18 protein-coding genes are annotated in these 24,214 nt (G+C 71.5%); 7 read left to right on the top strand and 11 right to left on the bottom strand.

What is annotated here, in order from left to right; genetic code table 11:
• Positions 1-70: 70 nt before the first annotated feature.
• From LN652_RS16585 to LN652_RS16550, 8 genes are all read right to left on the bottom strand, one after another.
• Positions 71-1,810, bottom strand: a complete 1,740-nt coding sequence (locus LN652_RS16585) for a BCCT family transporter (RefSeq protein ID WP_230441703.1) — start codon at positions 1,808-1,810, stop codon at positions 71-73.
• A 124-nt stretch (positions 1,811-1,934) separates the two neighbouring features.
• Entirely contained in the window at positions 1,935-2,924 is a 990-nt protein-coding gene (locus LN652_RS16580; protein ID WP_230441702.1) for an ABC transporter substrate-binding protein, read from the bottom strand.
• A 33-nt stretch (positions 2,925-2,957) separates the two neighbouring features.
• Complete coding sequence (locus tag LN652_RS16575; RefSeq protein ID WP_230441701.1) at positions 2,958-5,063, bottom strand: ABC transporter permease; 2,106 nt, start codon at positions 5,061-5,063, stop codon at positions 2,958-2,960.
• Positions 5,060-6,085: a quaternary amine ABC transporter ATP-binding protein gene (locus LN652_RS16570; protein WP_230441700.1), complete on the bottom strand. Its 1,026-nt coding sequence runs from the start codon at positions 6,083-6,085 to the stop codon at positions 5,060-5,062. The genes LN652_RS16575 and LN652_RS16570 overlap by 4 nt, the downstream gene beginning before the upstream one ends.
• Positions 6,086-6,291: 206 nt before the next feature.
• A complete protein-coding gene (gene betT / locus LN652_RS16565) occupies positions 6,292-8,331 on the bottom strand; it encodes a choline BCCT transporter BetT (RefSeq protein ID WP_230441699.1) in 2,040 nt (679 codons plus the stop codon).
• Positions 8,332-8,367: 36 nt separating this feature from the next.
• Positions 8,368-10,086, bottom strand: coding sequence for a choline dehydrogenase (gene betA / locus LN652_RS16560; RefSeq protein WP_230441698.1), 1,719 nt, complete (start codon positions 10,084-10,086; stop codon positions 8,368-8,370).
• Positions 10,083-11,561 carry an aldehyde dehydrogenase family protein gene (locus tag LN652_RS16555; protein WP_230441697.1) on the bottom strand — a complete coding sequence of 493 codons (1,479 nt, stop codon included), beginning with the start codon at positions 11,559-11,561 and terminating at the stop codon, positions 10,083-10,085. The genes betA and LN652_RS16555 overlap by 4 nt, the downstream gene beginning before the upstream one ends.
• 95 nt (positions 11,562-11,656) lie before the next feature.
• Positions 11,657-12,487, bottom strand: a complete 831-nt coding sequence (locus tag LN652_RS16550) for an IclR family transcriptional regulator (RefSeq protein ID WP_230441696.1) — start codon at positions 12,485-12,487, stop codon at positions 11,657-11,659.
• Between the two features lie 103 nt (positions 12,488-12,590).
• On the opposite strand from LN652_RS16550, the gene purU reads away from it, so the two are divergent.
• Together purU and LN652_RS16540 are read left to right on the top strand one after the other, a co-directional pair.
• The gene (purU, locus tag LN652_RS16545; RefSeq protein WP_230441695.1) at positions 12,591-13,457 is read left to right on the top strand and encodes a formyltetrahydrofolate deformylase; all 867 of its coding nucleotides are present in this window, start codon (positions 12,591-12,593) and stop codon (positions 13,455-13,457) included.
• A 54-nt stretch (positions 13,458-13,511) separates the two neighbouring features.
• A complete protein-coding gene (locus LN652_RS16540; RefSeq protein ID WP_230441694.1) occupies positions 13,512-15,191 on the top strand; it encodes a formate--tetrahydrofolate ligase in 1,680 nt (559 codons plus the stop codon).
• Between the two features lie 22 nt (positions 15,192-15,213).
• Here LN652_RS16540 and LN652_RS16535 read toward each other — a convergent pair whose 3' ends face one another.
• On the bottom strand, positions 15,214-16,647 hold the full coding sequence (locus LN652_RS16535) for a glycoside hydrolase family 68 protein (RefSeq protein ID WP_230441693.1): 1,434 nt from the start codon (positions 16,645-16,647) through the stop codon (positions 15,214-15,216).
• 228 nt (positions 16,648-16,875) lie between these two features.
• Positions 16,876-18,315 carry a trimethylamine methyltransferase family protein gene (locus LN652_RS16530; RefSeq protein ID WP_230441692.1) on the bottom strand — a complete coding sequence of 480 codons (1,440 nt, stop codon included), beginning with the start codon at positions 18,313-18,315 and terminating at the stop codon, positions 16,876-16,878.
• Positions 18,316-18,421: 106 nt separating this feature from the next.
• Here LN652_RS16530 and LN652_RS16525 point away from each other — a divergent pair, with 106 nt between their 5' ends.
• From LN652_RS16525 to LN652_RS16505, 5 genes are read left to right on the top strand one after another with little or no spacing between them, the layout of a single operon-like run.
• Positions 18,422-19,228, top strand: coding sequence for an IclR family transcriptional regulator (locus LN652_RS16525; RefSeq protein ID WP_230441691.1), 807 nt, complete (start codon positions 18,422-18,424; stop codon positions 19,226-19,228).
• Entirely contained in the window at positions 19,225-19,890 is a 666-nt protein-coding gene (locus tag LN652_RS16520; RefSeq protein ID WP_230441690.1) for a corrinoid protein, read from the top strand. Before LN652_RS16525 ends, LN652_RS16520 begins: the two co-directional genes overlap by 4 nt.
• A complete protein-coding gene (locus tag LN652_RS16515) occupies positions 19,890-20,771 on the top strand; it encodes a dihydropteroate synthase (RefSeq protein WP_230441689.1) in 882 nt (293 codons plus the stop codon). The genes LN652_RS16520 and LN652_RS16515 overlap by 1 nt, the downstream gene beginning before the upstream one ends.
• Before the next feature lie 10 nt (positions 20,772-20,781).
• Complete coding sequence (locus tag LN652_RS16510; RefSeq protein ID WP_230441688.1) at positions 20,782-22,770, top strand: ASKHA domain-containing protein; 1,989 nt, start codon at positions 20,782-20,784, stop codon at positions 22,768-22,770.
• A gap of 19 nt (positions 22,771-22,789) precedes the next feature.
• A complete protein-coding gene (locus LN652_RS16505; protein ID WP_230441687.1) occupies positions 22,790-23,371 on the top strand; it encodes a DUF1638 domain-containing protein in 582 nt (193 codons plus the stop codon).
• Positions 23,372-23,384: 13 nt separating this feature from the next.
• Here LN652_RS16505 and LN652_RS16500 read toward each other — a convergent pair whose 3' ends face one another.
• On the bottom strand, positions 23,385-24,203 hold the full coding sequence (locus tag LN652_RS16500; RefSeq protein WP_230441686.1) for a hypothetical protein: 819 nt from the start codon (positions 24,201-24,203) through the stop codon (positions 23,385-23,387).
• Positions 24,204-24,214 lie beyond the last annotated feature (11 nt).

The raw sequence follows: 24,214 nt of genomic DNA, 5'->3' as shown, positions 1-24,214 counted from the left end.
TGTGCGACGCAAGAAATGTACGGCCGGTCCCCCGGTGGCTGTCAAGCAACCGGGGGCAGCGGCGGACGGGTCAGTCGCGGCGGGCTGGGCGACCGTCCGCGTCCACGTCGGGCATCGGGTCGCCGGTGACCTCCTCGGGGTCGGCCCCGAGCGCCGCGAGCGCGACGGTGTGGTGCTCGATCTGGTCGTACCTCTGGGCGTGCAGCACCGCCTTGCGGACCCGCGAGGGCAGTGTCGACTCGTAGGGCTCGGCGCGCAGCGACTTCATCAGCGAGACGCACATCGCGCAGATCACCAGCATGAACGGCCCGGCCACGATGATCACCAGCGTCTGCAGCGCACCGAGCCCGCCGGAGAACAGCAGCACCGCAGCCACGGCGCCCTGGGCGACCCCCCAGAAGATGATGAGCCAGCGCATCGGCTCCTCCTTGCCGTGCTGGCTGAGCATGCCCATCACGATCGAGGCGGAGTCGGCACCGGTGATGAAGAAGATCGCCACCAGGAAGACGGCCAGCACGACGGTGATGCTCGCGAGGGGGTACTCGCGCAGCGTCGTGAAGAGCGCGCTCTCGGTGCCCTCGTCCGCGAGCACCGCGCCGAGGTCCTTGGCGCCGGAGAGCTGGAGGTCGAAGGCCGAGCCGGCCAGGATCGAGAACCACACGAACGACACCACGCTCGGCACCAGGATCACGTAGACCACGAACTGCCGGATCGTGCGGCCCTTGGAGATGCGGGCGATGAACATGCCGACGAACGGCGTCCAGGAGATCCACCACGCCCAGTAGAAGATCGTCCAGGTGCTGAGGAACTCGGTGCCGCCGAAGGCGCCGGTGCGGAAGGCCATCGTCGGCAGGTGGGTGAGGTAGCCGCCGAGCGACTCGGTGAAGGTGCTGAGGATGAAGACCGTCGGGCCAACGACGAAGAGGAAGAACACCAGCAGCACCGCCGCGATCGCGTTGGCGTTGGAGAGCAGCTGGACGCCCTTCTCGATGCCGGTCACCGCCGAGAGCACGAAGCACAGCGTCAGCACGGCGATGACGGCGACCGTCAGCCACTTGGAGTCCCCGCTGCCGAAGACGTCGTCGAGGCCGCCGGTGATCTGGAGCGCGCCGAGGCCGAGCGAGGTCGCCGAGCCGAAGAGGGTGGCGAAGATGGCGATCACGTCGATGGCCTTGCCCGCACCACCCTTCTCGCGCCCCTTCAGCAGCGGGCCGAACGCGCCGGACACCAGGTTGCCGGCGCCCTTGCGGTAGGCGAAGTAGCCGATCGCGAGGCCGATCACGGCGTACATCGACCAGGGGTGGAAGCCCCAGTGGAAGAAGGCGTACTCCATCGCGACCCGCGCGCTGTCGGGCGTCGACGGGTCGCCGCGACCCGGAGGGATGCTGTCGGCGGTGGTGGCGGTGAGGTAGGTCAGCGGCTCCGCGACGCCCCAGAACATCAGGCCGATGCCCATGCCGGTCGCGAACATCATCGAGACCCAGGAGAACGTGGAGAACTCGGGCTCCGAGTCGTCCGGGCCGAGCCTGATGTTGCCGTAGCGGCTCACCGCGAGGTAGGCGGAGAACAGCAGGAACGACGCGCTGACGAGGATGAACAGCCAGCCGAACAGGGACGTCAGCTCACCGAGCACCGTGGAGGTGGTCTCACCCATCCCGGTCGAGTCGAGCGTCCCCCACAGCAGGAACGCGACCGCGATGCCCGCGGCGACCCCGAAGGTCACCTTGTCGAGCGGGAGGTGGCCGTCAGCGCGCTCGGGCGGCGGCTGGGCGCTCTCGCGCTGCGCTCCGGGGGAGTCCTTGATCGCCATGACAGCCACCGTTCCCGTTGCGTCCAGCGCAACGTCGTTGCGTGATCTGCACCACAGGTGTTGCGGGTACGGTCCTCCCGGCCCGGACGGGTGTCAAGGTCCGTCCGGGCGGGAGGACCCTCGCTCAGCCGAGCCAGGCGTCGACCTTGTCCTGGTTCTCCTCGATCCACTTCGCGGCCGCGTCCTCCGGCGTCATCCCGTCCGCCGCGATGTAGCCGGCGACGACGTTCTGGTCCTCGTTGGTCCAGGTGAAGTTCCGCACCAGGTCGACCGCGGTGGAGTCGGAGGCCGCCCACTCCGAGCCGACGATCTTCTTCAGCTCGGTCTCCGGGTAGTCGCAGGCGACCTTCTGCGGGTCGTCCTGGCAGCCGTCGGTGTAGGGCGGGAGCGCCACCCGCTGCATCGCCACCTCGGCGTTGAAGTACTGCGGCTCGTACCAGTAGCCGATGACCCACTCCTTGTTCTCCTCCGCCTTGCGGAAGGCCTCGATGCTGGCGGCCTCCGAGCCGGAGTAGACGACCTGGAAGTCGAGCCCGAGGTTCGACACGATCGCCTCGTCGAACTGCACGTAGGACGGGTCGGCGCCGAGGAACTGGCCCTTGCCGCCGGACTCCGAGGTCGCGAACTCCGAGGCGTACTTGTCGAGGTTCTTGTAGTCGAGGATGTCCGGGTGCTCCTCGGCGAGCCACGGCGGGACGAACCAGCCGATGATGCCGACGTTGCCCTGGGGCCCGAAGTCCTCGGCGCTGCCGTCGCCCTCCTCGGCGAAGAACTTCTTCTCGAGGTCGGGGTGGCCCCAGTCCTCGATGACCACGTCGACCTCGCCGGTGCCGAAGCCCTGCCAGGAGACGTCCTCCTTGAGCTCCTTGTAGTTGACCGTGCAGCCGAGCTGTTCCTGGGCGACGGTGCCGACGACGTAGGCGCTGGCCTCGTAGCCCACCCACGGGTTGACGGCCATGTTGAGGTCGCCGCACTCGCCGCCGCTGGCGGCCGCCTGCTCCTCGTTGGCTTGCGTCTGCTCGTCGATGGATCCCCCGCCGCAGGCGGACAGCGCCACGACGGCGACGGTGGCGAGCGCACCCAGGCGGGCGGCTCGACTTCGGGTGTGGCGCATGGTGCTGCTCCTTCTCGGTGCGGGTGGGTGGTGCTAGTTGCCCGGCGGGCCGATCGGCAGCCGGAGGTGGAAGGCACGGCGCGTGCCGGGGCGGTCGTCGCGGCGTACGTCGGCGGCGGCGCGGGTGATCCGGTCGAGCATCACGCCGAGCAGCACGATGGTCAGGCCGGCGGCCGCGCCCTTGCCCCAGGCCTCGCTGCGGGAGAAGCCGTAGACGACGTCGAAGCCGAGGGCGCCGGCGCCGACCAGGCCGCCGATGACGGTCATCGACAGGACGTAGAGCAGGCCCTGGTTGGTGGCCAGCACGATCGACCCCTTGGCCATCGGCAGCTGGACCTTGGTGATCTCCTGCCACGTGGTCTGACCGGTCGAGCGACCTGCCTCGATCGTGGTGGGCGAGACGCCCTTGACCCCGTCGGCGACGAGCTTGATGGCGGCCGGCGCCGCGTAGACGATGCCGGCGACGATCGCGGTGAAGCGCGAGGGCCCGAAGAGCGCGAGGACCGGGATCAGGTAGACGAAGGGCGGGATGGTCTGGCCGGCGTCGAGCAGCGGCCGGATGCCGAGGTCGACGCGCCTGTCGCGGGCCATCCAGACGCCGAAGACCAGCGCGAGCGCCATCACCAGCACCGTGGCGACCAGGGTCATGTTGAGGGTGATCATCGCGTCGTGCCACAGGTCGAGGTACCAGATGCCGGCCAGGCAGGCGACGCTGATCACGAGGGCGCGGACGCCGCCGAAGACGAGGGCCAGGGCGGCGATCGCCACGAACGAGACGTACCAGGGCGACTCGGCCAGCAGCGACTGGACGGGGTTGAGGAGGTACTCGGTCACGGCGTCCTTGAGGCCGCCGGTGACGCCGCCGAAGGTGTCCTTGATCCACTCGACGGCGTCGCTCACCGCGCTGCTGATCCGGCCGCCGATGGCGTAGGTCGGGAACTCCGCGAGGCTGACGTAGGTGCGCGACAGGTAGACCGCGACCAGCGCGACCACCGCTCCCCCGCCGACCACGATCCGACGCCGCAGCCGGTTGGGGTCGCCGCCGCCGCGGGCGACCCGCTCGGAGCGCTCGCTGGCCGCGGTCGTGGTGCGGTCGAGCATCACGGCCATCACGACGATCAGGACGCCCGGCACGAACGCGGTGCCGACGTCGTTGACGCGCAGTCCCTGCAGCACCGGCTTGCCGAGGCCGGGCCCGTCGACGAAGGAGGCCAGCGTCGCCATCGACAGCGCGGCCAGGGTGGTCTGGTTGAGGCCGACGATGATCGTCTTGCGGGCCATCGGGACCTGCACCTTGGTCAGCCGCTGCCAGGAGGTCTGGCCGGCCGAGTCGGTGGCCTCGATGGTGGTGGTCGGCACCTCGCGGATCCCGAAGCCGGCGATCCGGATGAGCGGGGGCAGCGCGTAGATCAGGGTGGAGACGACGGCGGCGCTGGTGCCGATGCCGAAGAAGAGCACGATCGGGAGCAGGTAGACGAAGGTCGGCATGGTCTGCATGAGGTCGAGGAAGACCGTCACGACCGCGTTGGCGCGGGCGTTGGTGCCGATCCAGACCGCCAGCGGCATGCCGATCACGACCGCCAGCACCACCGAGATCAGCACCACGATGAGGGTGTCCATCGACTCGTCCCAGAAGCCGAGGACGCCGAAGGAGAGGAACGACGCCACCACGAGCAGGGCGATCCGCCAGCCGGCGACCACGAGCCCGACGTAGGTGGCGACCGCGGTGACGCCCAGCCAGCCGACCTGCGGCACCGGGCGCGGGAACGCCGGCTTGGAGATGAGCCTCTGCAGCCAGTCGACGGTGCCGCGGAAGATGTCGGCGATCGCGTTGGTGAACTGCATGAACGGGTTGGTCGAACGCCCCTCGAGCAGGGAGTTCTGGACCTCGGTGAGGCGGTCGTGGAGCGCCGTGCGCGAGAGGTTGGGGAGGTCGAGGGTGTCGGTGCCCCTGGTGAACGCCCAGACCAGCACCCACAGCACCACGACACCGAGGGCCGGGACCCAGCGGCTGATGCCGGAGTCCTCGACGACGGGAGGTGGCGCGCCCGGCTCGACCGGCCGCTTCTCCGGCGGGTCCGTCAGCTTCGCGCTCTCGACGACGCCGCGGGCACGGATGGCCGGGCCGGAGCCGCTCACGCCCCCTCCTCGGCCACGACCACGCGCATGATGTCCTCCTCGTCGACCACGCCGAGGAGACGGTCGCCGTCCACGACCCGGATCGGTGCGTCGGAGGCGATCGCCGCACGCGCCGCGTGGCGCACGATGGTCGACACCGGCAGCGCCGGGCCGTCCATCGCCTCGCCCCGGCGCGGCTCGCGCATCACCCACTTCAGGGTCAGCACGTGGGCCTTGGGCACCTCGGAGACGAAGTCCTTCACGTAGTCGTCGGCGGGCGCGGCGACGACCTCGTCGGGGGTGCCGATCTGCACGATCTCGCCGTCGCGCAGGATCATGATCCGGTCGCCCAGCTTGAGCGCCTCGGCGAGGTCGTGGGTGATGAAGACCATCGTCTTGCCGAGCTCGCGGTGCAGCCGGATGACCTCGTTCTGCATGTCGCGGCGGATCAGCGGGTCGAGCGCGGAGAACGGCTCGTCGAAGAGCAGCATCTCGGGGTCGCCGGCCAGCGCCCGGGCCAGGCCCACGCGCTGCTGCATGCCGCCGGAGAGCTGGTCTGGGTAGGACTTCTCGTAGCCCGTCAGGCCGACGAGGTCGACGACCTGGGACGCCTTCTCGCGGCGCTCCTTCTTCGCCACGCCGCGGACCTCGAGGCCGTAGGCGACGTTGTCGATGACCTGGCGGTGCGGCAGCAGGCCGAAGTGCTGGAAGACCATCGAGACCTGGGTGCGCCGCACGTCGCGCAGCTGGGCGGGCGACGCGGACGTGATGTCGACGCCGCCGAGCGTGACGCTCCCGCTGGTGGGCTCGATCAGCCGGGTGAGCAGGCGCACCAGCGTGGACTTGCCCGACCCGGACAGGCCCATCACGACGAACACCTCACCGGGGGCGACCTCGAAGGAGACGTCCTTGACGCCGACCACGCAGCCGGTCTTCGCCTTCAGCTCCGCGCGGGACAGGTCGGCGTCCGGGGTCCCGAGGACCTTGTCGGCGCGCGCACCGAAGATCTTCCAGAGGCTGTCGACCGACAGGGCTGCCGTCATCGGGGCTCCTCGCGTGTCCACGGCCGCACTCACGACGAGGGGCAGCCTGTTGCGCCTGTCGCAACCAGTTGCCCCAAGCGCAACTGGCCGGACATGCGAACAATGCTGCGAGGTCACCTGCTAGTCAAGAGCCGCGGTCTCATTGGTGCCGAGCCTTGACCTTCTTCGACGTCACCCCCTGCGGGGTGAGCCGGCCGCGTCGCCCCTCAGACGGGCCGGAGGTACGCGAGGTGGCGCTCGTACTGGTCGAGGCAGTCGTGGATGACCTGCTCCGCGGTGTAGCCCATGACGTCGTAGTCCTGCCCGCCGTCGACGAGGTGCACCTCGAGGCGGGCGTACTGGTCGCGGTTGCCGATCATCCGGCCGCCGTAGGTCGGCACCGGCGAGCGGCGCACCACGACGCGGTAGACGAAGTGCTCCTCCTCGGCCGCCTCGGTGGCGAGCTCCACCCACGGCAGCTCGTCGGAGCCGGTCGCGCCTCCCGCGGTGACGGTGGCCGGAACCCCCATCGAGGTCAGCTCCTCGGCGACCTCGGTCAGCGCGGGTCGCACGGTCGCGCCGAGGTAGGCGGCCGCCGCCTGGTCGTCGACGAAGTTGATCGTCCGCGCCAGCCGGGCCTTCCACGCCTTGCGGTTGTCCGCGCCCGAGCCGGTGCGCGCCGACAGCAGGGGCGCCATGCCGCGTACGCCGTCGACCTTGCGCCCCTCCTCGCGCAGCGAGCGGAACAGGCCCCACATCACGAGGACCAGGACGAACGCGAAGGGCAGGCCCATGATGATCGTCGCGTACTGCAGCGCGAGGATCCCGCCGACCGCCAGCATCGCCACAGTGAGCAGGCCGGTCACGCTGGCCCAGCTGATCCGCAGCCACGCCGCGCAGTCCTGCTGGACGTCGTGGAGCTCCGAGCACAGGTTGCCCATCACCAGGGCCGCGGAGTCGGCCGAGGTGATGTAGAAGAGCAGGCCGACGAGGAACGCCACGAACACGACCGCGCTGGCCAGCGGGTAGTCCTGGAGCAGGTCGTAGAACCCGACGCCGGTGAAGTCGACGGCGGACTCGGCGAACGCGTCGTCGCCGCTGCGCACCTTGTCGATCGCGGCGTTGCCGAAGATGGAGATCCACATGACGATGTAGCTGAACGGGATCACCATCGTGCCGAGCACGAACTGCCGGATCGTGCGCCCGCGCGAGATCCGGGCGAGGAACTGGCCGACGAACGACGCCCACGCCACCCACCAGGCCCAGAAGAAGAGCGTCCACAGCTGCATCCAGTCCTGGGTGTCCGTGAACGCGAAGGTCTCGAGGGTCTTGGCGGGGAACGAGCGGACGAAGTCACCGACGTTCATCACGACCGCGTTGAGCAGGAACGAGGTCTTGCCCGTGACGAGCACCCAGCCAGCCAGCGCCAGCGCGAGGAGCACGTTGAGCTGAGACAGGAACCGGATGCCCTTGTCGACGCCGGTGGTGGCCGACACCGCCGCGACGGTGACCGCGAGGATCGCCAGCGCCGCCTGCGCGCCGGTGCCGACCGGGACCCCGAAGATCACGTTGAGGCCGACGTTGAGGAACACCACGCCGATGCCCAGGCTGGTCGCGACGCCGAAGATCGTGCCGAGGACGGCGGCGGTGTCGACGGCGTGGCCGAGCGGGCCGTCGATGCGCTTGCCGAACACCGGGTGGAGGGCCGACCGCACGGCGAGCGGGAGGTTCTTGCGGTAGGAGAAGTAGCCCAGCGCGAGGCCCATGAGGGCGTACATCGCCCACCCGGTCACGCCGTAGTGGAAGAGGGTCCAGACGGTCGCGTCGCGGGCCGCGTCGACCGTGCCGGGCTCACCGACCGGCGGTGCGGTGTAGTGCGAGACCGGCTCGATCACCGAGTAGAACATCACGTCGGTGCCGATGCCGGCCGCGAACAGCATGCTGGCCCAGGCGAACGTGGAGAACTCCGGGCGTGCGTGGTCCGGGCCGAGCCGGATGTTGCCGTAGCGCGAGGCGCCGAGGAACACCACGAAGCCGACGACCACGGTCGCCAGCGCGACGTAGAACCAGCCGAAGCCGGTGCCGACCCTCGACACCAGCTCGCCGATGACCTTCTCGGCGTTGGTGGGTGCGACGACCGCCCAGAGCGTGACCAGGCAGACCCCGGCGAAGGAGGTGATGAAGACCGGCCAGCGGACCGAGGGTCCGGGCGCTGCGGGGGGCGTGTCGGCAGGGGCGCCGGCCTCGGCGTCGAGCTGTGCGGTCATCGGGTCCTCCGGTCTGGTGCGTGTCGGGCGCGGCGCTCAGCCGGCGTTGCGCGGGTCCCCCGGCGGGTGGAGGGGGCTGTCGTCGCGGTGGCGGTAGTAGGGGACGTCGGCCGGCGGCAGCGGCGTGTTGCCGGCGATCAGGTCGGCCGCCTTCTCCGCAACCATCATCACCGGGGCGTAGATGTTGCCGTTGGTGACGTAGGGGAAGACCGAGGCGTCGACGACCCGCAGGCCCTCGGTGCCGTGCACCTGCATGGTGGCGGGGTCGACGACCGCCATCTCGTCGGTGCCCATCTTCGCGGTGCACGACGGGTGGAGCGCGGTCTCGGCGTCCTTGCGGACCCAGTCGAGGATCTCCTCGTCGGTCTCGACCGACGGGCCGGGCGAGAGCTCGCCGCCGTTGAACGGCGCGAACGCCGGCTGGTTGAGGATGCTGCGCGCGACCTGGACGGCCTCGACCCACTCGCGCTTGTCGTTGGCGGTGGAGAGGTAGTTGAACAGCATCTTCGGCTTCTGCCGCGGGTCGGTCGACGCGATCCGCACCCAGCCCCGGGTGTCGGCGTACATCGGGCCGATGTGGACCTGGTAGCCGTGGGCGTACTTGTCCTGGCCCGCGGGCGGCGACCCGTCGTAGCGGATCGCGATGGGCAGGAAGTGGAACATCAGGTTGGGCCAGTCCACGTCCTCGTTGGAGCGGCAGAAGCCGCCGCCCTCGAAGTGGTTGGACGCCGCCGTGCCGGTCCGCTTCAGCAGCCACTCGAGCCCGACCAGCGGCCGGTTGTGCCACTTGAGGCCCTCGACGATCGACACCGGCTGGAGCGAGGCGTACTGGATGTAGACCTCGAGGTGGTCCTGGAGGTTCTCCCCCACCCCGGGCAGGTCGTGGACCATGTCGACGCCAAGCGGTCGCAGGTGCTCGGCGTTGCCGATCCCGGACAGCTGGAGCAGCTGGGGGGTGTTGATCGCGCCGCCGCACAGGATCACCTCGCCGGCGGTGACCGACTGGTGGCGGCGTCCGGCGCGGAGGAAGTCGACGCCGACCGCGCGGGTGCCGTCGAAGCGCACCTTGGTGGCGTGGGCGAACGTCTCGACCGTGAGGTTCTTGCGCCCCATCACCGGGTGGAGGTACGCCCGCGCCGCCGACATCCGCACACCCTTGACGATGTTGCGGTCGAAGCGGCCGAAGCCCTCCTGGCGGTAGCCGTTGACGTCATCGGTCAGCGGGTAGCCGGCCTGCTGGGCGGCCTCGAAGAAGGCGCTGAAGAGCGGGTTGGTGGCCGGGCTGCGCTCGAGCTTGAGCGGCCCGGCGCCGCCGCGCCAGGCGTCCGCGCCGACCATGCCGTCGGGCATGATCAGCGACTCCATCCGCTTGAAGTACGGCAGGCAGTGCCGGTAGTCCCACGCCTCCATGCCCGGGTCGGCCGCCCAGCGCTCGTAGTCCATCGGGTTGCCGCGCTGGAAGATCATCCCGTTGATGGAGGACGAGCCGCCCAGCACCTTGCCGCGCGCGTGGTAGACCCGGCGTCCGCCCATCGCGGGCTCCGGCTCAGACTCGTACCTCCAGTCGTAGAGCGGGTTGCCGATCGGGAAGGGCAGCGCAGCGGGCGCGTGGATGAGCGGGTCGAACCGGTCGGTGCGCCCGGCCTCCAGCACCAGCACGCTCGTCGACGGGTCCGCCGAGAGCCGGTTGGCCAGCGCCGACCCGGCCGAGCCCCCGCCGACGATCACGTAGTCGTAGGACCTCTCGCTGCTCATGACTCCCCTCCTCCGAACCACCGCTGCGGCTCGGGTGCGATGTTGTGCCAGACGTGCTTGGTCTCGCGGTACTCCTCCAGACCGGCCTGCCCGAGCTCGCGGCCGATGCCCGACTGCTTGTAGCCGCCCCACTCCGCCTGGGCGACGTACGGGTGGTAGTCGTTGATCCAGACGGTGCCCATCCGCATCCCGGCCGCCACGCGCTGGCCCTTGCCGGCGTCCTGGGTCCACACCGCGCCGGCCAGGCCGTAGATGCTGTCGTTGGCGATCCGCACCGCCTCGGCCTCGTCGGTGAACGTCTCGACGGTGAGGACCGGACCGAACGACTCGTCCTGGGTGACGCTCATGTCGCTGGTGCAGCGGTCGAGCACGGTCGGCAGGTAGTAGAAGCCGTCGGCGAGGGCCGGGTCGTCGGGGCGGGCGCCACCGCAGCGCAGCACCGCGCCCGCCTCCAGCCCGGCGGCGACGTAGGCCTCGACCTTGTCGCGGTGGGCGGCGCTGGTGAGCGGGCCGGTCTCGGCGGACTCGTCGAAGGGGCCGCCCAGCCGGATCTGCTGCGCCCGCTCGACGAGGTCGTCGACGAACCGGTCGTGCAGCGACTCCTCCACGATCAGCCGCGCGCCGGCCGAGCAGACCTGGCCGGAGTGCAGGAAGACCGCGGTGAGCGCGAAGTCGAGCGCGGTGTCGTAGTCGGCGTCGGCGAAGACGATGTTGGGGTTCTTGCCGCCGAGCTCGAGGGCGACGCGCTTCACGGTGCCGGAGGAGGCGGCCATCAGCCGCTTGCCGGTCGCGAGGCTGCCGGTGAACGACACGAGGTCGACGCGCGGGTCCTCCGCGAGCGGCGCCCCGACCGCCGGTCCCTCGCCCAGGACCAGGTTGCCGACGCCCGGCGGGAGCCCGGCCTCCTCGAGGACCTTCATCAGGTGGACCGACGTGTGCGGGGTGATCTCGCTGGGCTTGAGCACGAAGGTGTTGCCGGCGGCCAGGCAGGGAGCGACCTTCCACGCCGTCTGCAGGAGCGGGTAGTTCCACGGGCTGATCAGCCCGCAGACGCCGACGGGCTCGTGGACCACGCGGCTGACGACCGCCGGGTTGCCGGTGTCGACCACGCGGCCGGCGTCCGCGTCGGCGGCGCGGCCGAAGTGGCGGAACACCGAGACCACGTCGTCGACGTCGTACTCGCCCTCGACGAGGCGCTTGCCGGTGTCGAGCGATTCCGCACGCGCCACGACGTCACGGTCGCGCTCGAGCAGGTCGGCCACCCGCAGCAGCAGGTCGCCGCGCTCCCGGTTCGACCAGCCGGTCCAGGGGCCCTCGTGGAAGGCACGGTGCGCGGCAGCGATCGCGAGGTCGGTGTCGCCCGCGTCCCCCTCCGCGACCTCCCCCACCAGGGAGCCGTCCGCCGGGCAGCGGATCTCCCTGCGGCCACCCCCGAGGGCCGGTGTCCAGGTGCCGTCGATGTACAGGTCGGCCACGGTCGCCTCGCTCTCGTCGGAAAACGTTCCTCGGTCATATGTCGGTGGTCAAGGGTCCCCGTGGTCGAGCTCGACGTGGATTGTCGCGGATCCCGTCAGCGGTGTCCCCACCCGAGACGGTGGGACACCTCGCGGGCCGCGGCGACGACGAGTCGCACGACCTCCTCGACCCGTCCGTCGGGGAGCCGGAACGACGGCCCGGACACGCTCATCGAGGCGATCACGTCGCCGTGGGCGTTGCGGACCGGCGCCGCGACGGCCGTCAGGCCGACCTCGAGCTCGTCGACGGCGACCGCGTAGCCCTGCCGGTGCACCCGCTCGAGCTCCTCTCGCAGCTCGGAGCGGGCGGTGATGGTGCGCGGCGTGTACGACGCCAGGGTGCCGAGGACGGCGTCGAGCGCGGCGTCGTCGAGCCCGCCGAGGAGCACCTTGCCGTTGCTGGTGGCGTGCAGCGGGATGTGCTGCCCGACCCAGTTGTGCGGCTGCAGGGCCGACGACCCGGCGACCTGGTCGAGGTAGAGCGCCGAGCTCTCGGCCAGGACGGCGATGTTGACGGTCTCCCCGGTGTCGACGGCGAGCTGGCGCGCGATCGGGCGGGCCTCCTGCACCAGGTCGAGGCGCGCGGTCGTGGCACCGGCCAGCCGCAGCACACCGACGCCGAGGCGGTAGCGGCCGCGGTCGGAGGTCTGCTCGACGAGCCGGTGCGCCTCCAGCGTGGCGACCAGCCGCGACGCGGTGCTCTTGTGCACGCCCAGCTCGCCCGCGATCTGCGTGACGCCGGCCTCGCCGGCGCGCGCCAGCACCTCGAGGATCGCGAGCGCGCGGTCGACCGACTGCACCCCGGCACCGGTCACCGCCGGGCTCGGGTCGACCGGGTCCTCGTCGGTCCGGCGGGAGGGATCGCGCACCTCGGACAGGTCCACCATGGGTGGACACTAGCGCAGTCGCTGTTGCGTATCGCAGACTGCGTTTCGTCAAGCGCAACACCTCGGCCGCCGATCCGACGGCCGCACCGCACCGGGAGACCCCATGCCGCACCGCCCGACGGGTGCCGAGCTCGTCCTCGTCCTCTCCTGCCCGGACCGCCCCGGGATCGTGCACGCCGTGTCCGGGTTCATCCTCGCGCACGGTGGCACGATCGTGGAGAGCCAGCAGTTCGGCGACCGGCTGAGCGACCGGTTCTTCATGCGGATCGCCTTCGTGACCGACACCGGCGCCCGCGCCGAGGACCTGCGCGAGGCGTTCGCGTCCGTGGCCGCGGACTTCGCGATGCAGTTCGAGCTGTGGTCGTCGGCCGCGCCCTACCGCACGCTGATCATGGTGTCGAAGCACCTGCACTGCCTCAACGACCTGCTCTTCCGGGCCAGCACCGGGGCGCTGCAGATCGAGGTCCCCGCGATCGTGTCCAACCACCCCGACGCAGGCGCGCTCGCCCGGTCGTACGGCATCGACTTCCACCACGTCCCGGTCACCGCCGACACCAAGGCCGACGCCGAGCAGCGGCTGCTCGAGCTGGTCGAGGAGACCGGGTCGCACCTCGTCGTGCTGGCCCGCTACATGCAGGTCCTCTCCGACGACCTGTGCCGACGGCTGTCGGGGCGGGCGATCAACATCCACCACTCGTTCCTGCCGAGCTTCAAGGGGGCCCGGCCCTACCACCAGGCCTTCGACCGTGGCGTGAAGCTGGTGGGCGCGACCGCGCACTACGTGACCGGCGACCTCGACGAGGGGCCGATCATCGAGCAGGACGTCCTGCGCGTCGACCACGGCTACGACCAGGACCAGCTCGTCTCGGCAGGACGCGACGTGGAGGCGCAGGTGCTCTCCCGGGCCGTGCGCTGGCACAGCGAGTCGCGGGTCCTGCTCAACGGCGAGCGCACCGTGGTGTTCCGCTGAGCCCACCCCGACACCCACGGCACCGCCGACCCGCCTGAAGAGGGAGCCCCGCCCATGCAGTCCGACATCGAGATCGCCAACGCCGCCGTCCTGCGCCCCATCCGCGACGTCGCGGCCGAGACGCTGGGCATCGACGAGCAGCACCTCGTCCCGTACGGCCACCACAAGGCGAAGGTCGACATCGGCTACCTCGCCTCCCTGGCCGACCGCCCGCTCGGGCGGCTGGTGCTGGTCACGGCGCTGTCGCCGACGCCCGCGGGCGAGGGCAAGACGACCACCACGGTGGGGCTCACCGACGCGCTGCACGGGCTCGGACAGCGGGCGATCGCGTGCCTGCGCGAGCCCTCGATGGGTCCGGTCTTCGGGATGAAGGGCGGGGCCGCCGGTGGTGGCTGGAGCCAGATCGTCCCGATGACCGACATCAACCTCCACTTCACCGGCGACTTCGCCGCGATCGCCGCGGCCAACAACCTGCTCGCGGCGCTCATCGACAACCACGTCCACCACGGCAACGAGCTCGACATCGACGTCCGCAGCGTGACGTGGAAGCGCGTGGTCGACATGAACGACCGGGCGCTGCGCGACGTGACCGTCGGCCTCGGCGGCCACGCCAACGGCTTCCCGCGCTCCGACGGCTTCGACATCGTGGTCGCCTCGGAGCTGATGGCGATCTTCTGCCTGACCGAGTCGTGGGCCGACCTCAAGCGCCGCATCTCCGCGATCGTCGTGGGCTACACCCGGGCGATGGAGCCGGTCACCGCCGGCCAGCTCGGCGCGGCGGGCGCGATGGCCGCGCTGCTGCGCGACGCGCTCGCGCCCAACCTGGTCCAGACCCTCGAGGGCGCCCCCGCGTTCGTCCACGGCGGTCCGTTCGCCAACATCGCCCACGGCTGCAGCTCGGTGATGGCCACCCGCGCCGGGCTCCGGCTGGCCGACGTCGTGGTCACCGAGGCCGGCTTCGGCGCCGACCTGGGGGCGGAGAAGTTCGTCGACATCAAGTGCCGCAAGTCGGGCCTGCGACCGGACGTCGCCGTCGTGGTCGCGACCGTGCGCGCGCTGAAGTACCACGGTGGGGTGGCGCTGGCCGACCTCGCCACCGAGGACGTCACGGCCGTGGAGGCCGGCATGGCCAACCTGCGCCGCCACCTCGCCAACATCCGCGACGTCTACGGCATCCCCGCCGTGGTGGCGGTCAACCGGTTCCCGACCGACACCGACCGCGAGGTCGAGCGGGTCGTCGAGCTGGTGGCCGACGAGGGAGTGCGCGCGTTCCCGGCGACCCACTTCACCGACGGCGGGACGGGCGCCAAGGACCTCGCCGAGGGCGTGCTGGCGGTCCTGGCCGAGCCCTCGCCGCACGAGTTCTCCTACACCTACGACGACGCGCTGTCGCTGACCGAGAAGGTGGAGGCGATCGCCCGCCGGCTCTACGGCGCCGGCCAGGTGACGTGGGAGGCCCGGGCGCGCCGCCGGCTGCAGCGCATCGAGCGCGACGGCTACTCCGACCTGCCGGTCTGCGTGGCCAAGACCCAGTACTCCTTCTCCACCGACCCCACCGCCCTCGGCGCCCCGTCCGGCCACGAGCTGCACGTGCGCGAGGTACGCCTCTCGGCCGGCGCCGGGTTCGTGGTCGTCGTGTGCGGCGACATGATGACGATGCCCGGCCTGCCGAAGCAGCCGTCCGCGGCCCGCATCGACCTCGCGGACGACGGGACGATCCTCGGGCTGAGCTGACCTCGGCAGGTCGGGCAGGGCGTCAGCGGCGGCGCACCATCGCCGGGACGTAGGCGTAGTCCAGCTCCTCCACCAGCCGGGTGCGCGTGCGGCGCAGGTCGAGCCGGAGCGTCGGGGCGAGCGTGCCCCCGAAGACCTCGCCACCCGTCGCGGTCGGGACCGTGTCGATGAAGCTCTCCACCAGCAGGTTCGGCATCACGTAGTCGGAGTAGTTCTGCAGCGGCGCGCTGGGCGGGTTGCCGAGGGCGAGCCCGCTCCGGTTGAGCGCCCGGTAGTCGCTGCGCAGGCTCTCGCCGACGAACCCGTAGAGCCCGTCCGGACCCGTCAGCCCGGGCGCGAAGGTGAACGTGTGGCTGATCGTCCACAGGTAGTAGTGGCCGTCGTGGACGACCAGGTGCGGGCGTTCGGTCTGCTGGTTGGTGCACTCCGCCGACAGCAGGGGTGGCAGCAGCCGCCACCGGTCCATCGATGCTCCCCGGACACGGGCCAGTCCGATGTTGCCGGTGTAGAAGCGGGCGTCGGGCGGCACCTGGTGATCGGCTGGGACGCGCCCGATCTCCCACGGGTCGCAGGTGTGCGTGCCGGCGACACCGCCGTTGTTGCCCTCGAAGAGCGCGTAGATCCGTCGGTCCATGGGGTCACGGAAGACGAAGGGGTCGCGGAAGGCGTAGATGATCGGGCCGCTGCGCGACTGCTCCAGCGTCTGGTAGAGCGTGCCGTCGGCCTCGGCCACGATCGCGTGCTTCCTGAAGCCGCCGAACGAGACTCCCCTGCGGTCGGCACGGATGCGTCCGACGCTGTGGGCCAGACGTTGCAGGGCGTCGTCGTTCGGGCACGCGCCCGCCTCGTCGCCCGAGGCGGTGTAGAACTGGTGCACCCGTCGCTTGCCGGTCAGGATCGCGGACCCGGCCCACTCCCGGCAACCGAACGACCGGCCGGCCGGGAACAGGTCGCCCCCGTAGGTCCAGTCGCGGGCGTTGCGGGAGTAGAAGTACCCGATCCGCGCCGACCAGTGGCGGTCCGAGAAAGCCAGGTTGCGCGGGGCGGTCAACGAGAAGATCACGTTCCACCCGCGGAACTCCACCGGTCGCATGTCGAGGTCGGTCAGCGGCCAGGTGTCCCAGACCCAGACCTTCTTCGTCATGACCGGGAACCGCTCGGGGATGAGCGGCTTCGTGTTGTCGGCGGTCTGTCGCACCTGCAGCGCCTGACCGCGGGTCCAGTTCGCCGTGAAGGCCTCCTCGGGGAGGTACTCAGGCGACTGCGCGAGGTCGCCGACGTCGGGGCCCGTCGGAGTGAGGCCGCTCGCGGCGCGGACGCCCGGCGGGCCGGCGGCGGCCTGGGAGTTGGGCACGACGAGCAGCGCGGCCGGCAGCGTGAGCAGCGCCGCGAGCGCCGGGACGAGCAGGGGCCGGAGCGTCGTGCGGGCGCTCCGGCGTGGGGTCGGTTCGAGCATGACTGTCTCCCTCCGAGACAGCGGTGGTACGAGGGACGCCGACCGCACGTCCGTGGACACCGGCCACGGCGGCACGGGCGGGGACAGGAACCGCCCGTCGGGCACGTCGTCGGCGCGCCCACTCCTGCCGTGGTTCTGGATGACTTCGCCCACCCGCAGGTGGGCGGGCGAGCATCCAGCGAACCACTGCCTCGCGCCCCGTGGCAAGGGCGCGGCGTCGGCGTCCGGTCAGTCGCCGAGCTCGGCCCGCCGACGGATGACGTAGTCCTCGAGCTCCTCGCGGACCGCGTCGTCCAGCGGCGGCTGCTCGTAGTCCTCCAGCGTCTTCTGGTAGATCCCCTTCGCCCGCTCGTTGGCGTCGTTGCCGCCGTTGCGCATCCACCGCTCGTAGTTCTCCGACGACGAGAGCAGCGGGCGGTAGAAGCAGGTCCGGAAGCGCTCCATGGTGTGCATGGCGCCGAGGAAGTGACCGCCGTGGCCGACCTCCTGGTGGGCGTCGAAGGCCATCGACGCCTCGTCGATCTCCAGCGGCGTGAACTCGTGGCGGAGCATCTGCAGCAGCTCGACGTCGACGATGAACTTCTCGTAGCCCGCGACCAGTCCGCCCTCGAGCCAGCCGGCCGAGTGCATCACCCAGTTGGCACCGGCGAGGAAGGTCGGCATCAGCGTCATCAGCGCCTCGTAGCCGGCCTGCGCGTCGGCGACCTGCGAGGACGTCAGGCCGCCGCCGGTGCGGAAGGGCAGGCCGAAGTGGCGCGCGATCTGGCCGGTGCACAGCAGGCCGAGACCCGACTCCGGGGTGCCGAAGGTCGGCGATCCCGACTGCATGTCGATGTTGGACAGGAACGACCCGAAGATCACGGGCGTGCCGGGACGCACCAGCTGCGACAGCGCGATGCCCGACAGCGCCTCCACGATCTGCTGGACCAGGGCGGCGGGGATGGTGACCGGCGACATCGCGCCCATCAGCAGGAAGGGCGTCAGCACGACCGGCTGGCCGGCGGCGGAGTACTCGAGCTGCGCCTCGAGCATCCGGTCGTCCCAGCGCAGCGGCGAGTTGCAGTTGATCAGCGAGATCGTCGCGGGCTTCTGCTCGATCGCCTCGCGCGACCCGAAGAGGATCGACGTCATCGCGATGGTGTCCGCCGCGTTGACGCCGGACACCACGTTGCCCATGTAGACCTTGTCGGTCAGCGTCTGCAGCGCGTAGGTCATGTCGAGGTGGCGGCTGTCGAGCGGGGTGTCGTTGGGCTCGCAGATCACGCCGCCCGCCGAGTCGAGCACGGCGAAGGACTGCGCCAGCTTGGTGAAGCTGCGGAAGTCCTCCATCGTCGCGTCACGGCGTACGTCGCCCTGCCGCACGAAGGGCGGGCCGTAGACGGCGCCGAAGGCCATCGAGTCGCCGCCGATGTGGAGGTCGTGCGCGGGGTTGCGCGCCTGCACGTCGAACTCGCTCGGCGCCTTGGCGACCTGCTCGAGGACGAAGTCGGGGTCGAGGAAGACCGTGTTGTCCTCGACCCGCTGGCCGGCCTCGCGGAACAGCGCAAGGGCGCGCTCGTCCATGAACTCCACGCCGATCTCGGTCATCAGCCGGCGCCATCCCCGGTCGAGGGTGGCCATGGCCTCCTCGGACAGCACCTCGTAGCGCGGCATCGTGTTGCGGAACACGGGTCCTCCCTTGACCTCGGCTGACGACGGCTTCTAGCCTCATGATGTGGAACCACGGTTCCACATCATGGAACCCAGCGGAACCCCCCGCACGAAGGAGCCCACCGTGAGCGAGGCCGCCACCGGGACGCGCGCGCTGGACCGCGCCACCGACCTGGTCGCCACGGTCGTGCACGCCGACGAGCCGCTCAGCTTCGCGGACCTCCAGGACGCCAGCGGGCTGGCGAAGTCGACGACCTCGCGGCTGCTCACCGCCCTCGAGCGCTCCGGCCTCGTCGAGCGCGACCAGGACGGGTCCTACGTGGCCGGGCGGCTGTTCTGGCTCTACGCCGCGCGCCACGACCCGTGGGAGGAGCTGGTCCGGCTCGCCCGCCCGGTCATGGACCTCCTCGGCGGGGAGACCGGCGAGACCGTGCACCTCAGCGTGACCCGCGGGGACCGCGTGGTGCAGGTCGCCCAGGTCGACTCCACCTACCTCCTCGGCACCCGCGACTGGAGCGAGATCGAGGTGCCCGCCCACTGCTCCGCGCTGGGCAAGGTGCTGCTGGCGTGGGGTGCGCTCGACCTCCCCGCCGGCGACCTCGACCGGCCGACGCCGTCCACGCTGGCGGACCGGGAGGCGGTGCGCCGCGACGGCGTCCGCACCCGCGACCGCGGCTGGGCGCTCACCGAGGACGAGCTCGAGATCGGGCTGACCGGCATCGCGGTCCCGGTCTTCGGTGTCCGCGGCGACGTCGTCGCCGCCCTGGGGATCTCGGGCCCCACCCCCCGCCTGGCCCCGCGCCGCGACGAGCTCGGTCGTCGCCTGCTGAACCAGTCCGCCGCGCTGTCCTCCCTGCTGCGCGGGCCCGACCGACCCACACCCGCCAGCCGCAGCGCTCGCACCGAGGAGAACGAGGAGGTGGTCGCATGACCCCCGAGGAGATCCTGCAGGCCCTCTACGACGAGACGCTGGTGGGCAACGCCCCGCGCGTGCTCGACCTGACCAACGAGGGGCTCACGCTCGACATGGAGCCGCAGACGCTGCTCTTCGACGCGCTCATCCCCTCCCTCGAGGAGGTCGGTGCGCGCTTCGAGCGCGGCGACTTCTTCGTCCCCGAGATGCTCATCGCGGGCCGCGCCATGGCGGGAGCGATGGAGCGGCTGCGGCCGCTGCTGGCGGAGACCGGCGTGGAGACCGTCGGGAAGTTCCTCATGGGCACCGTCAAGGGCGACGTCCACGACATCGGCAAGAACCTCGTCAACATCATGCTCGAGGGCGCCGGCTTCGAGGTGATCGACCTCGGCGTCCAGGTGGCGCCGGAGAAGTTCGTCGCCGCGATCGACGAGCACCAGCCCGACATCGTCGGCTTCTCGGCGTTCCTGACCACCACGATGCCGATGTTCAAGGCCAACATGAACGCGCTCGAGAAGGCCGGGATGCGCAACGACGTGATCGTGATGGTCGGCGGGGCCCCCGTCACCCAGGAGTACGCCGACGCGGTGGGCGCGGACGGCTACGCGGCCGACGCCTCCCAGACGGTCAAGCGCGCCAAGGCCCTGCTCGAGGCCCGGCGCACCAAGGTTCCCGCCTGATGGCCGCCGAGCCACTGCGCACCGTGCTGCGCTCGGCCTCGCGCGAGGTCGTCATCGGGCACGACACCCGCTTCACGATCATCGGCGAGCGGATCAACCCGACCGGGCGGCGGATCTTCCAGGAGCAGCTGCGCGCCGGGGACTTCTCCGCGATCGAGCGCGACGTCCGCGCCCAGGTCGACGGCGGCGCCGACGTCCTCGACATCAACATGGGCGTCCCGCTGACCGACGAGCCCGAGCTGCTCGCCAAGGCGATCCAGATGGTCCAGGAGCTCACCGACCTGCCCATCTGCATCGACTCCTCCGTCGTCGAGGCCCTCGAGGCCGGGCTCGCGGTCTACCAGGGCCGCGCGCTGGTCAACTCGATCACCGCGGAGGACGACCGGATGGAGGCGATCCTCCCGCTGGTCAAGAAGTACGACGCCGCGATCATCGCCCTGCCCAACGACCACGACGAGATCCCGATGGAGGCCGACAAGCGCGTCGAGCTCACCGCGAAGATCGTCCGCGTCGCCACCGAGGAGTACGGCATCGCGCAGGCCGACATCGTCATCGACCCGCTGGCCATGCCGATCGGCGCCGACACCACCACGAGCCTGGTCACCTTCGAGGTGATGCGCCGCATCCGCGACGACTTCGGCGTCAACATGACGTGCGGCGCCTCCAACGTCTCCTTCGGCATGCCCGGTCGCCACACCCTGAACGCGACCTGGCTGCCGATGGCGATGGCGTCCGGGCTCACCAGCGCGATCATGGACGCCCGCACCCCGCAGGTGGTGGAGGCGGTCAAGGCCGCCGACGTCTTCCTCGGCCACGACGACTGGGGCATGGCCTGGATCTCCGCCCACCGGGCGAAGCAGGCGGCCGCCGAGGGTGCGTGACGACGACCCGATGACGCCGCCGCCCGAGGGACCGGACTTCTCGCTGGCGGACGTCGCCCGCGAGGGGCTGATCGAGCGCCCGGGGGTGGAGGCCGCCGCCCACGACGGCACCGGTCGCGTCGACCTGACGTTCACCGTGCGCACCACGGCCGAGGGCGGCGCGGAGGTCGACCCGGCGGTCCGGGGCGTACGCGTGCCGCCCGGGGTGACGGTCTTCGACGCCGCGTCGTGGAACGGCATCGCGATCGACTCGACCTGCGGCGGCCACGGCACCTGCCACAAGTGCCGCATCCGGGTGACCTCCGACGTCGAGGTCCCCCTGACCCGCCACGACGTGCGGACCTTCACCGCCGACCAGCTCTCCGACGGCTGGCGGCTCGGCTGCCTGCTGCACGCGACCCGCGACCTCGCCGTCGACGTGCCGCCGCTGGTCACCCGGCCGAAGGCCGCCACCGTCGGCATCGGGCGCCAGGTCATCCTGCGCCCGGCGCTGCAGAAGCGCTACGTCGAGCTCGCCGAGCCGACGCTCGAGGACCAGCGCACCGACCTGGTCCGGCTCACCGACGCGATCGACGACCTCGAGCTCACCGCCGACCTCCACGTCCTGCGCCGCCTCGCGACGGTGCTGCGCAGCGCCGACTTCAAGGTCACCGCCGTCGTCCTCGACGAGACGCTCGTCGACGTCGAGCACGGCGACACCACGGCCGCGCGCTACGCCATCGCCTTCGACCTCGGCACGACCACGGTCGTCGGGACGCTCCTCGACGTCGGCACCGGCACCCCGCTCGCCGTGGCCTCGATGCTCAACGCGCAGCAGCCCTTCGGCGGCGACGTGATCTCGCGGATCAGCGCCACGATGATGGACTCCGACGCGCTCGACCGGCTCCGGGTCGCCGCCGGCGCGACGCTCGCCGACCTCGCCCGGCGGGTGTGTGGCGAGGCCGGCGTCGACCCCGCCCAGGTCTACGAGGTCGCGGTGGCCGGCAACGCCACCATGACCGCGCTCGCGCTCGGCATCGACCCCGAGCCGCTCGGCGTCGCACCGTTCGTGATGTCGTCGGCCCAGCCCCCGCCCGTCCTCGCCTCCGACCTCGGGCTCGACCTGCACCCGCGGGCGCGGGCGTTCTTCTTCCCGGCGCTGGGCGCCTACGTCGGCGGCGACATCGTCGCCGGCATGCTCGCCACCGGCATGGACCGCGACAAGCGCACCCGGCTGTTCATCGACGTCGGCACCAACTGCGAGATCGTGCTGAGTGACGGCGAGACCATCCTGTCCACCGCCGCTCCCGCCGGCCCGGCCTTCGAGGGCGGCGCCATCCGCTGCGGCATGCGCGCCGCCGACGGGGCCATCGAGGTGGTGAAGGTCGACCCGCAGGCCGCCGACCCGGCCGACGCCGTCACGCTGGGCGTGATCGGTGACGTCGAGCCCAAGGGGCTGTGCGGGTCCGGGCTGGTCGACGCGGTCGCCGAGCTGGTCCGGGTGGGCCTGCTGGACAGCACCGGGCGCTTCGTCCCCGACGCCGACGCCCCCGGCATCGCCCCGGCCCTCGCCGACCGGATGTCGCTGGTCGGCGAGGAGCGGGTGTTCCTGCTCCACCGTCCCGCGCCCGACGCGGACCCGGCCGAGTGCGTCTACCTCTCCCAGCGCGACGTCCGCGAGCTGCAGTTCGCCAAGGCCGCGATCTCGACGGGGTGGTCGCTGCTGCTCGAGCAGCTCGGCCTCGAGCACCGCGACGTCCAGCAGGTGCTGCTGGCCGGGTCCTTCGGCAGCTACCTCTCCCCCGCCTCGGCCGTCCGGATCGGCCTGGTCCCCCAGCTCCCCGTCCTGCGGATCGTCGCCGCGGGCAACGTCGCCGGCGAGGGCGCCAAGATGGCGCTGCTCTCGGTCCGCGAGCGCGCCGGCGCGCTGGCGCTGCTGGAGGAGGTGACCTATGTCGAGCTCTCCGACCGCCCCGACTTCAACGACGCCTTCGTCGAGCAGCTCGCCTTCGGTTCCTGAGGAGGGCGCGCGGGACCGGGTGGCGCTGATCGCCTGTGGCGCGATCGCCCAGCCGGCGGCCGCGGTCGTCGCCCGCCACGGCTGGGCCGTCGACGTGCACCCGCTCCCGCCCCTGCTGCACAACCACCCGGCCCGGATCGTCGACGAGGTGCGCGCGCTGGCGCTCCGGCTCGCGCCGCGCCACGCCCGGGTCGTGATCGGCTACGCCGACTGCGGCACCTACGGCGCGCTGGACGAGGTGTGCCGCGACCTCGGCGCCGAGCGGCTCCCGGGACTGCACTGCTACGACCTCTACGCCGGCCCCGACCGGCTCGCCCGCTTCTTCGACGAGCAGCCCGGCACCTACCTGTTGACCGACTTCCTGGTGCGGTCGTTCGCCCGCACGGTCGTGCAGGAGATGGGCCTGGACCGCTACCCCGAGCTGCGCGACGCGTACTTCGGGCACTACTCGCGCGTGGTGTGGCTCGCGCAGTCGCCCGACGCCGAGCTGCACGCACTGGCCGAGGCGGCGGCGGCGAGCATCGGCCTGCCGCTCACCGTCGTCGAGACCGGCGACCAGGTCCTCGAGCGTGCGCTGGCGGACCTGCTGGCGACCGGGTAGCCCGCACCGGACGTCAGGCGTCGGCCACCGGGTACGCCGGCCGTGAGCCGACGCCGGCGTCGATGCCTCGCTGCCCGCGCCGGGCCGCGAGGAGGACGAGGGGTGAGACCGCGACGACCAGCGCGAGGACCAGCGCGACCCCAGCCGCCGGCGACTCGACACGCCATCGCACCAGCAGCGCCAGCCAGGCGAGCAGGACGACCGCGACCGTGCCGAGCCACACCCCGAGGAACAGTCGCCGGGACCGTCGGGACCGCCAGGCCGAGCACGCGGTGTCGTGGCGCGCGGCCCGGCGCCACAGCCGCACCGCCTGGTCCCGGTCGCGGTGCGCCACGGGCTCGCTGCCGCGGTCGCCGCCCACCTCCGCGACGTGCTGGGCGTGGCGCTCGAGCACCTCGACGACGGCGGCCGTGCGGACCAGTCGCACGGACCTGCCGCGGGCCTCGCCCAGGACGAAGCCTCCCAACGCGTCGACCCGCGTGCGCGGCAGCAGCGCCCCCTCCGGCGCGACACCGACGGTCTCGACGAGCGACCCGTCTGCGAGCGCCGTCCGGAGCCGCAGCACAGCGGCGTCGCCGAAGGTGTCCACGGTCGCGAAGGCCGACCCGTCCCCCGCCACCACGAGCGTCGCCGCGGGCCGTGCGTGCCACGTCGCCAGGCGATGGCGCTCGGTCCGGTCGTAGAGGCGGTCGTCCCGTCCCGCGACGGTGGACAGCGTGGCCAGCCTGCCGATGACGACGAACCCGCGCTCCTGCAGCGCGTCGACCACGCTGGGCAGCGGCCCCGGGCGGTGCTCGGTCTCGGTCGCGTCCACGACGGTGGTCGTCCTCATGCGCGCACCCT

Source organism: Nocardioides okcheonensis (assembly GCF_020991065.1).
Taxonomy (GTDB): domain Bacteria; phylum Actinomycetota; class Actinomycetes; order Propionibacteriales; family Nocardioidaceae; genus Nocardioides; species Nocardioides okcheonensis.
The sequence above is the reverse complement of the archived record's forward strand: the minus strand, read 5'-3'. Positions and strand labels throughout refer to the sequence as shown.

Excerpts from the sequence above, each read along its gene's own strand:
- LN652_RS16550 (WP_230441696.1), bottom strand. The coding sequence starts at position 12,487 with ATGGTGGACCTGTCCGAGGTGCGCGATCCCTCCCGCCGGACCGACGAG.
- LN652_RS16500 (WP_230441686.1), bottom strand. The coding sequence starts at position 24,203 with ATGAGGACGACCACCGTCGTGGACGCGACCGAGACCGAGCACCGCCCG.
- LN652_RS16570 (WP_230441700.1), bottom strand. The coding sequence starts at position 6,085 with ATGACGGCAGCCCTGTCGGTCGACAGCCTCTGGAAGATCTTCGGTGCG.
- betA (WP_230441698.1), bottom strand. The coding sequence starts at position 10,086 with ATGAGCAGCGAGAGGTCCTACGACTACGTGATCGTCGGCGGGGGCTCG.
- purU (WP_230441695.1), top strand. The coding sequence starts at position 12,591 with ATGCCGCACCGCCCGACGGGTGCCGAGCTCGTCCTCGTCCTCTCCTGC.
- LN652_RS16535 (WP_230441693.1), bottom strand. The coding sequence starts at position 16,647 with ATGCTCGAACCGACCCCACGCCGGAGCGCCCGCACGACGCTCCGGCCC.
- LN652_RS16520 (WP_230441690.1), top strand. The coding sequence starts at position 19,225 with ATGACCCCCGAGGAGATCCTGCAGGCCCTCTACGACGAGACGCTGGTG.
- LN652_RS16585 (WP_230441703.1), bottom strand. The coding sequence starts at position 1,810 with ATGGCGATCAAGGACTCCCCCGGAGCGCAGCGCGAGAGCGCCCAGCCG.
- LN652_RS16580 (WP_230441702.1), bottom strand. The coding sequence starts at position 2,924 with ATGCGCCACACCCGAAGTCGAGCCGCCCGCCTGGGTGCGCTCGCCACC.
- LN652_RS16515 (WP_230441689.1), top strand. The coding sequence starts at position 19,890 with ATGGCCGCCGAGCCACTGCGCACCGTGCTGCGCTCGGCCTCGCGCGAG.
- betT (WP_230441699.1), bottom strand. The coding sequence starts at position 8,331 with ATGACCGCACAGCTCGACGCCGAGGCCGGCGCCCCTGCCGACACGCCC.
- LN652_RS16540 (WP_230441694.1), top strand. The coding sequence starts at position 13,512 with ATGCAGTCCGACATCGAGATCGCCAACGCCGCCGTCCTGCGCCCCATC.
- LN652_RS16510 (WP_230441688.1), top strand. The coding sequence starts at position 20,782 with ATGACGCCGCCGCCCGAGGGACCGGACTTCTCGCTGGCGGACGTCGCC.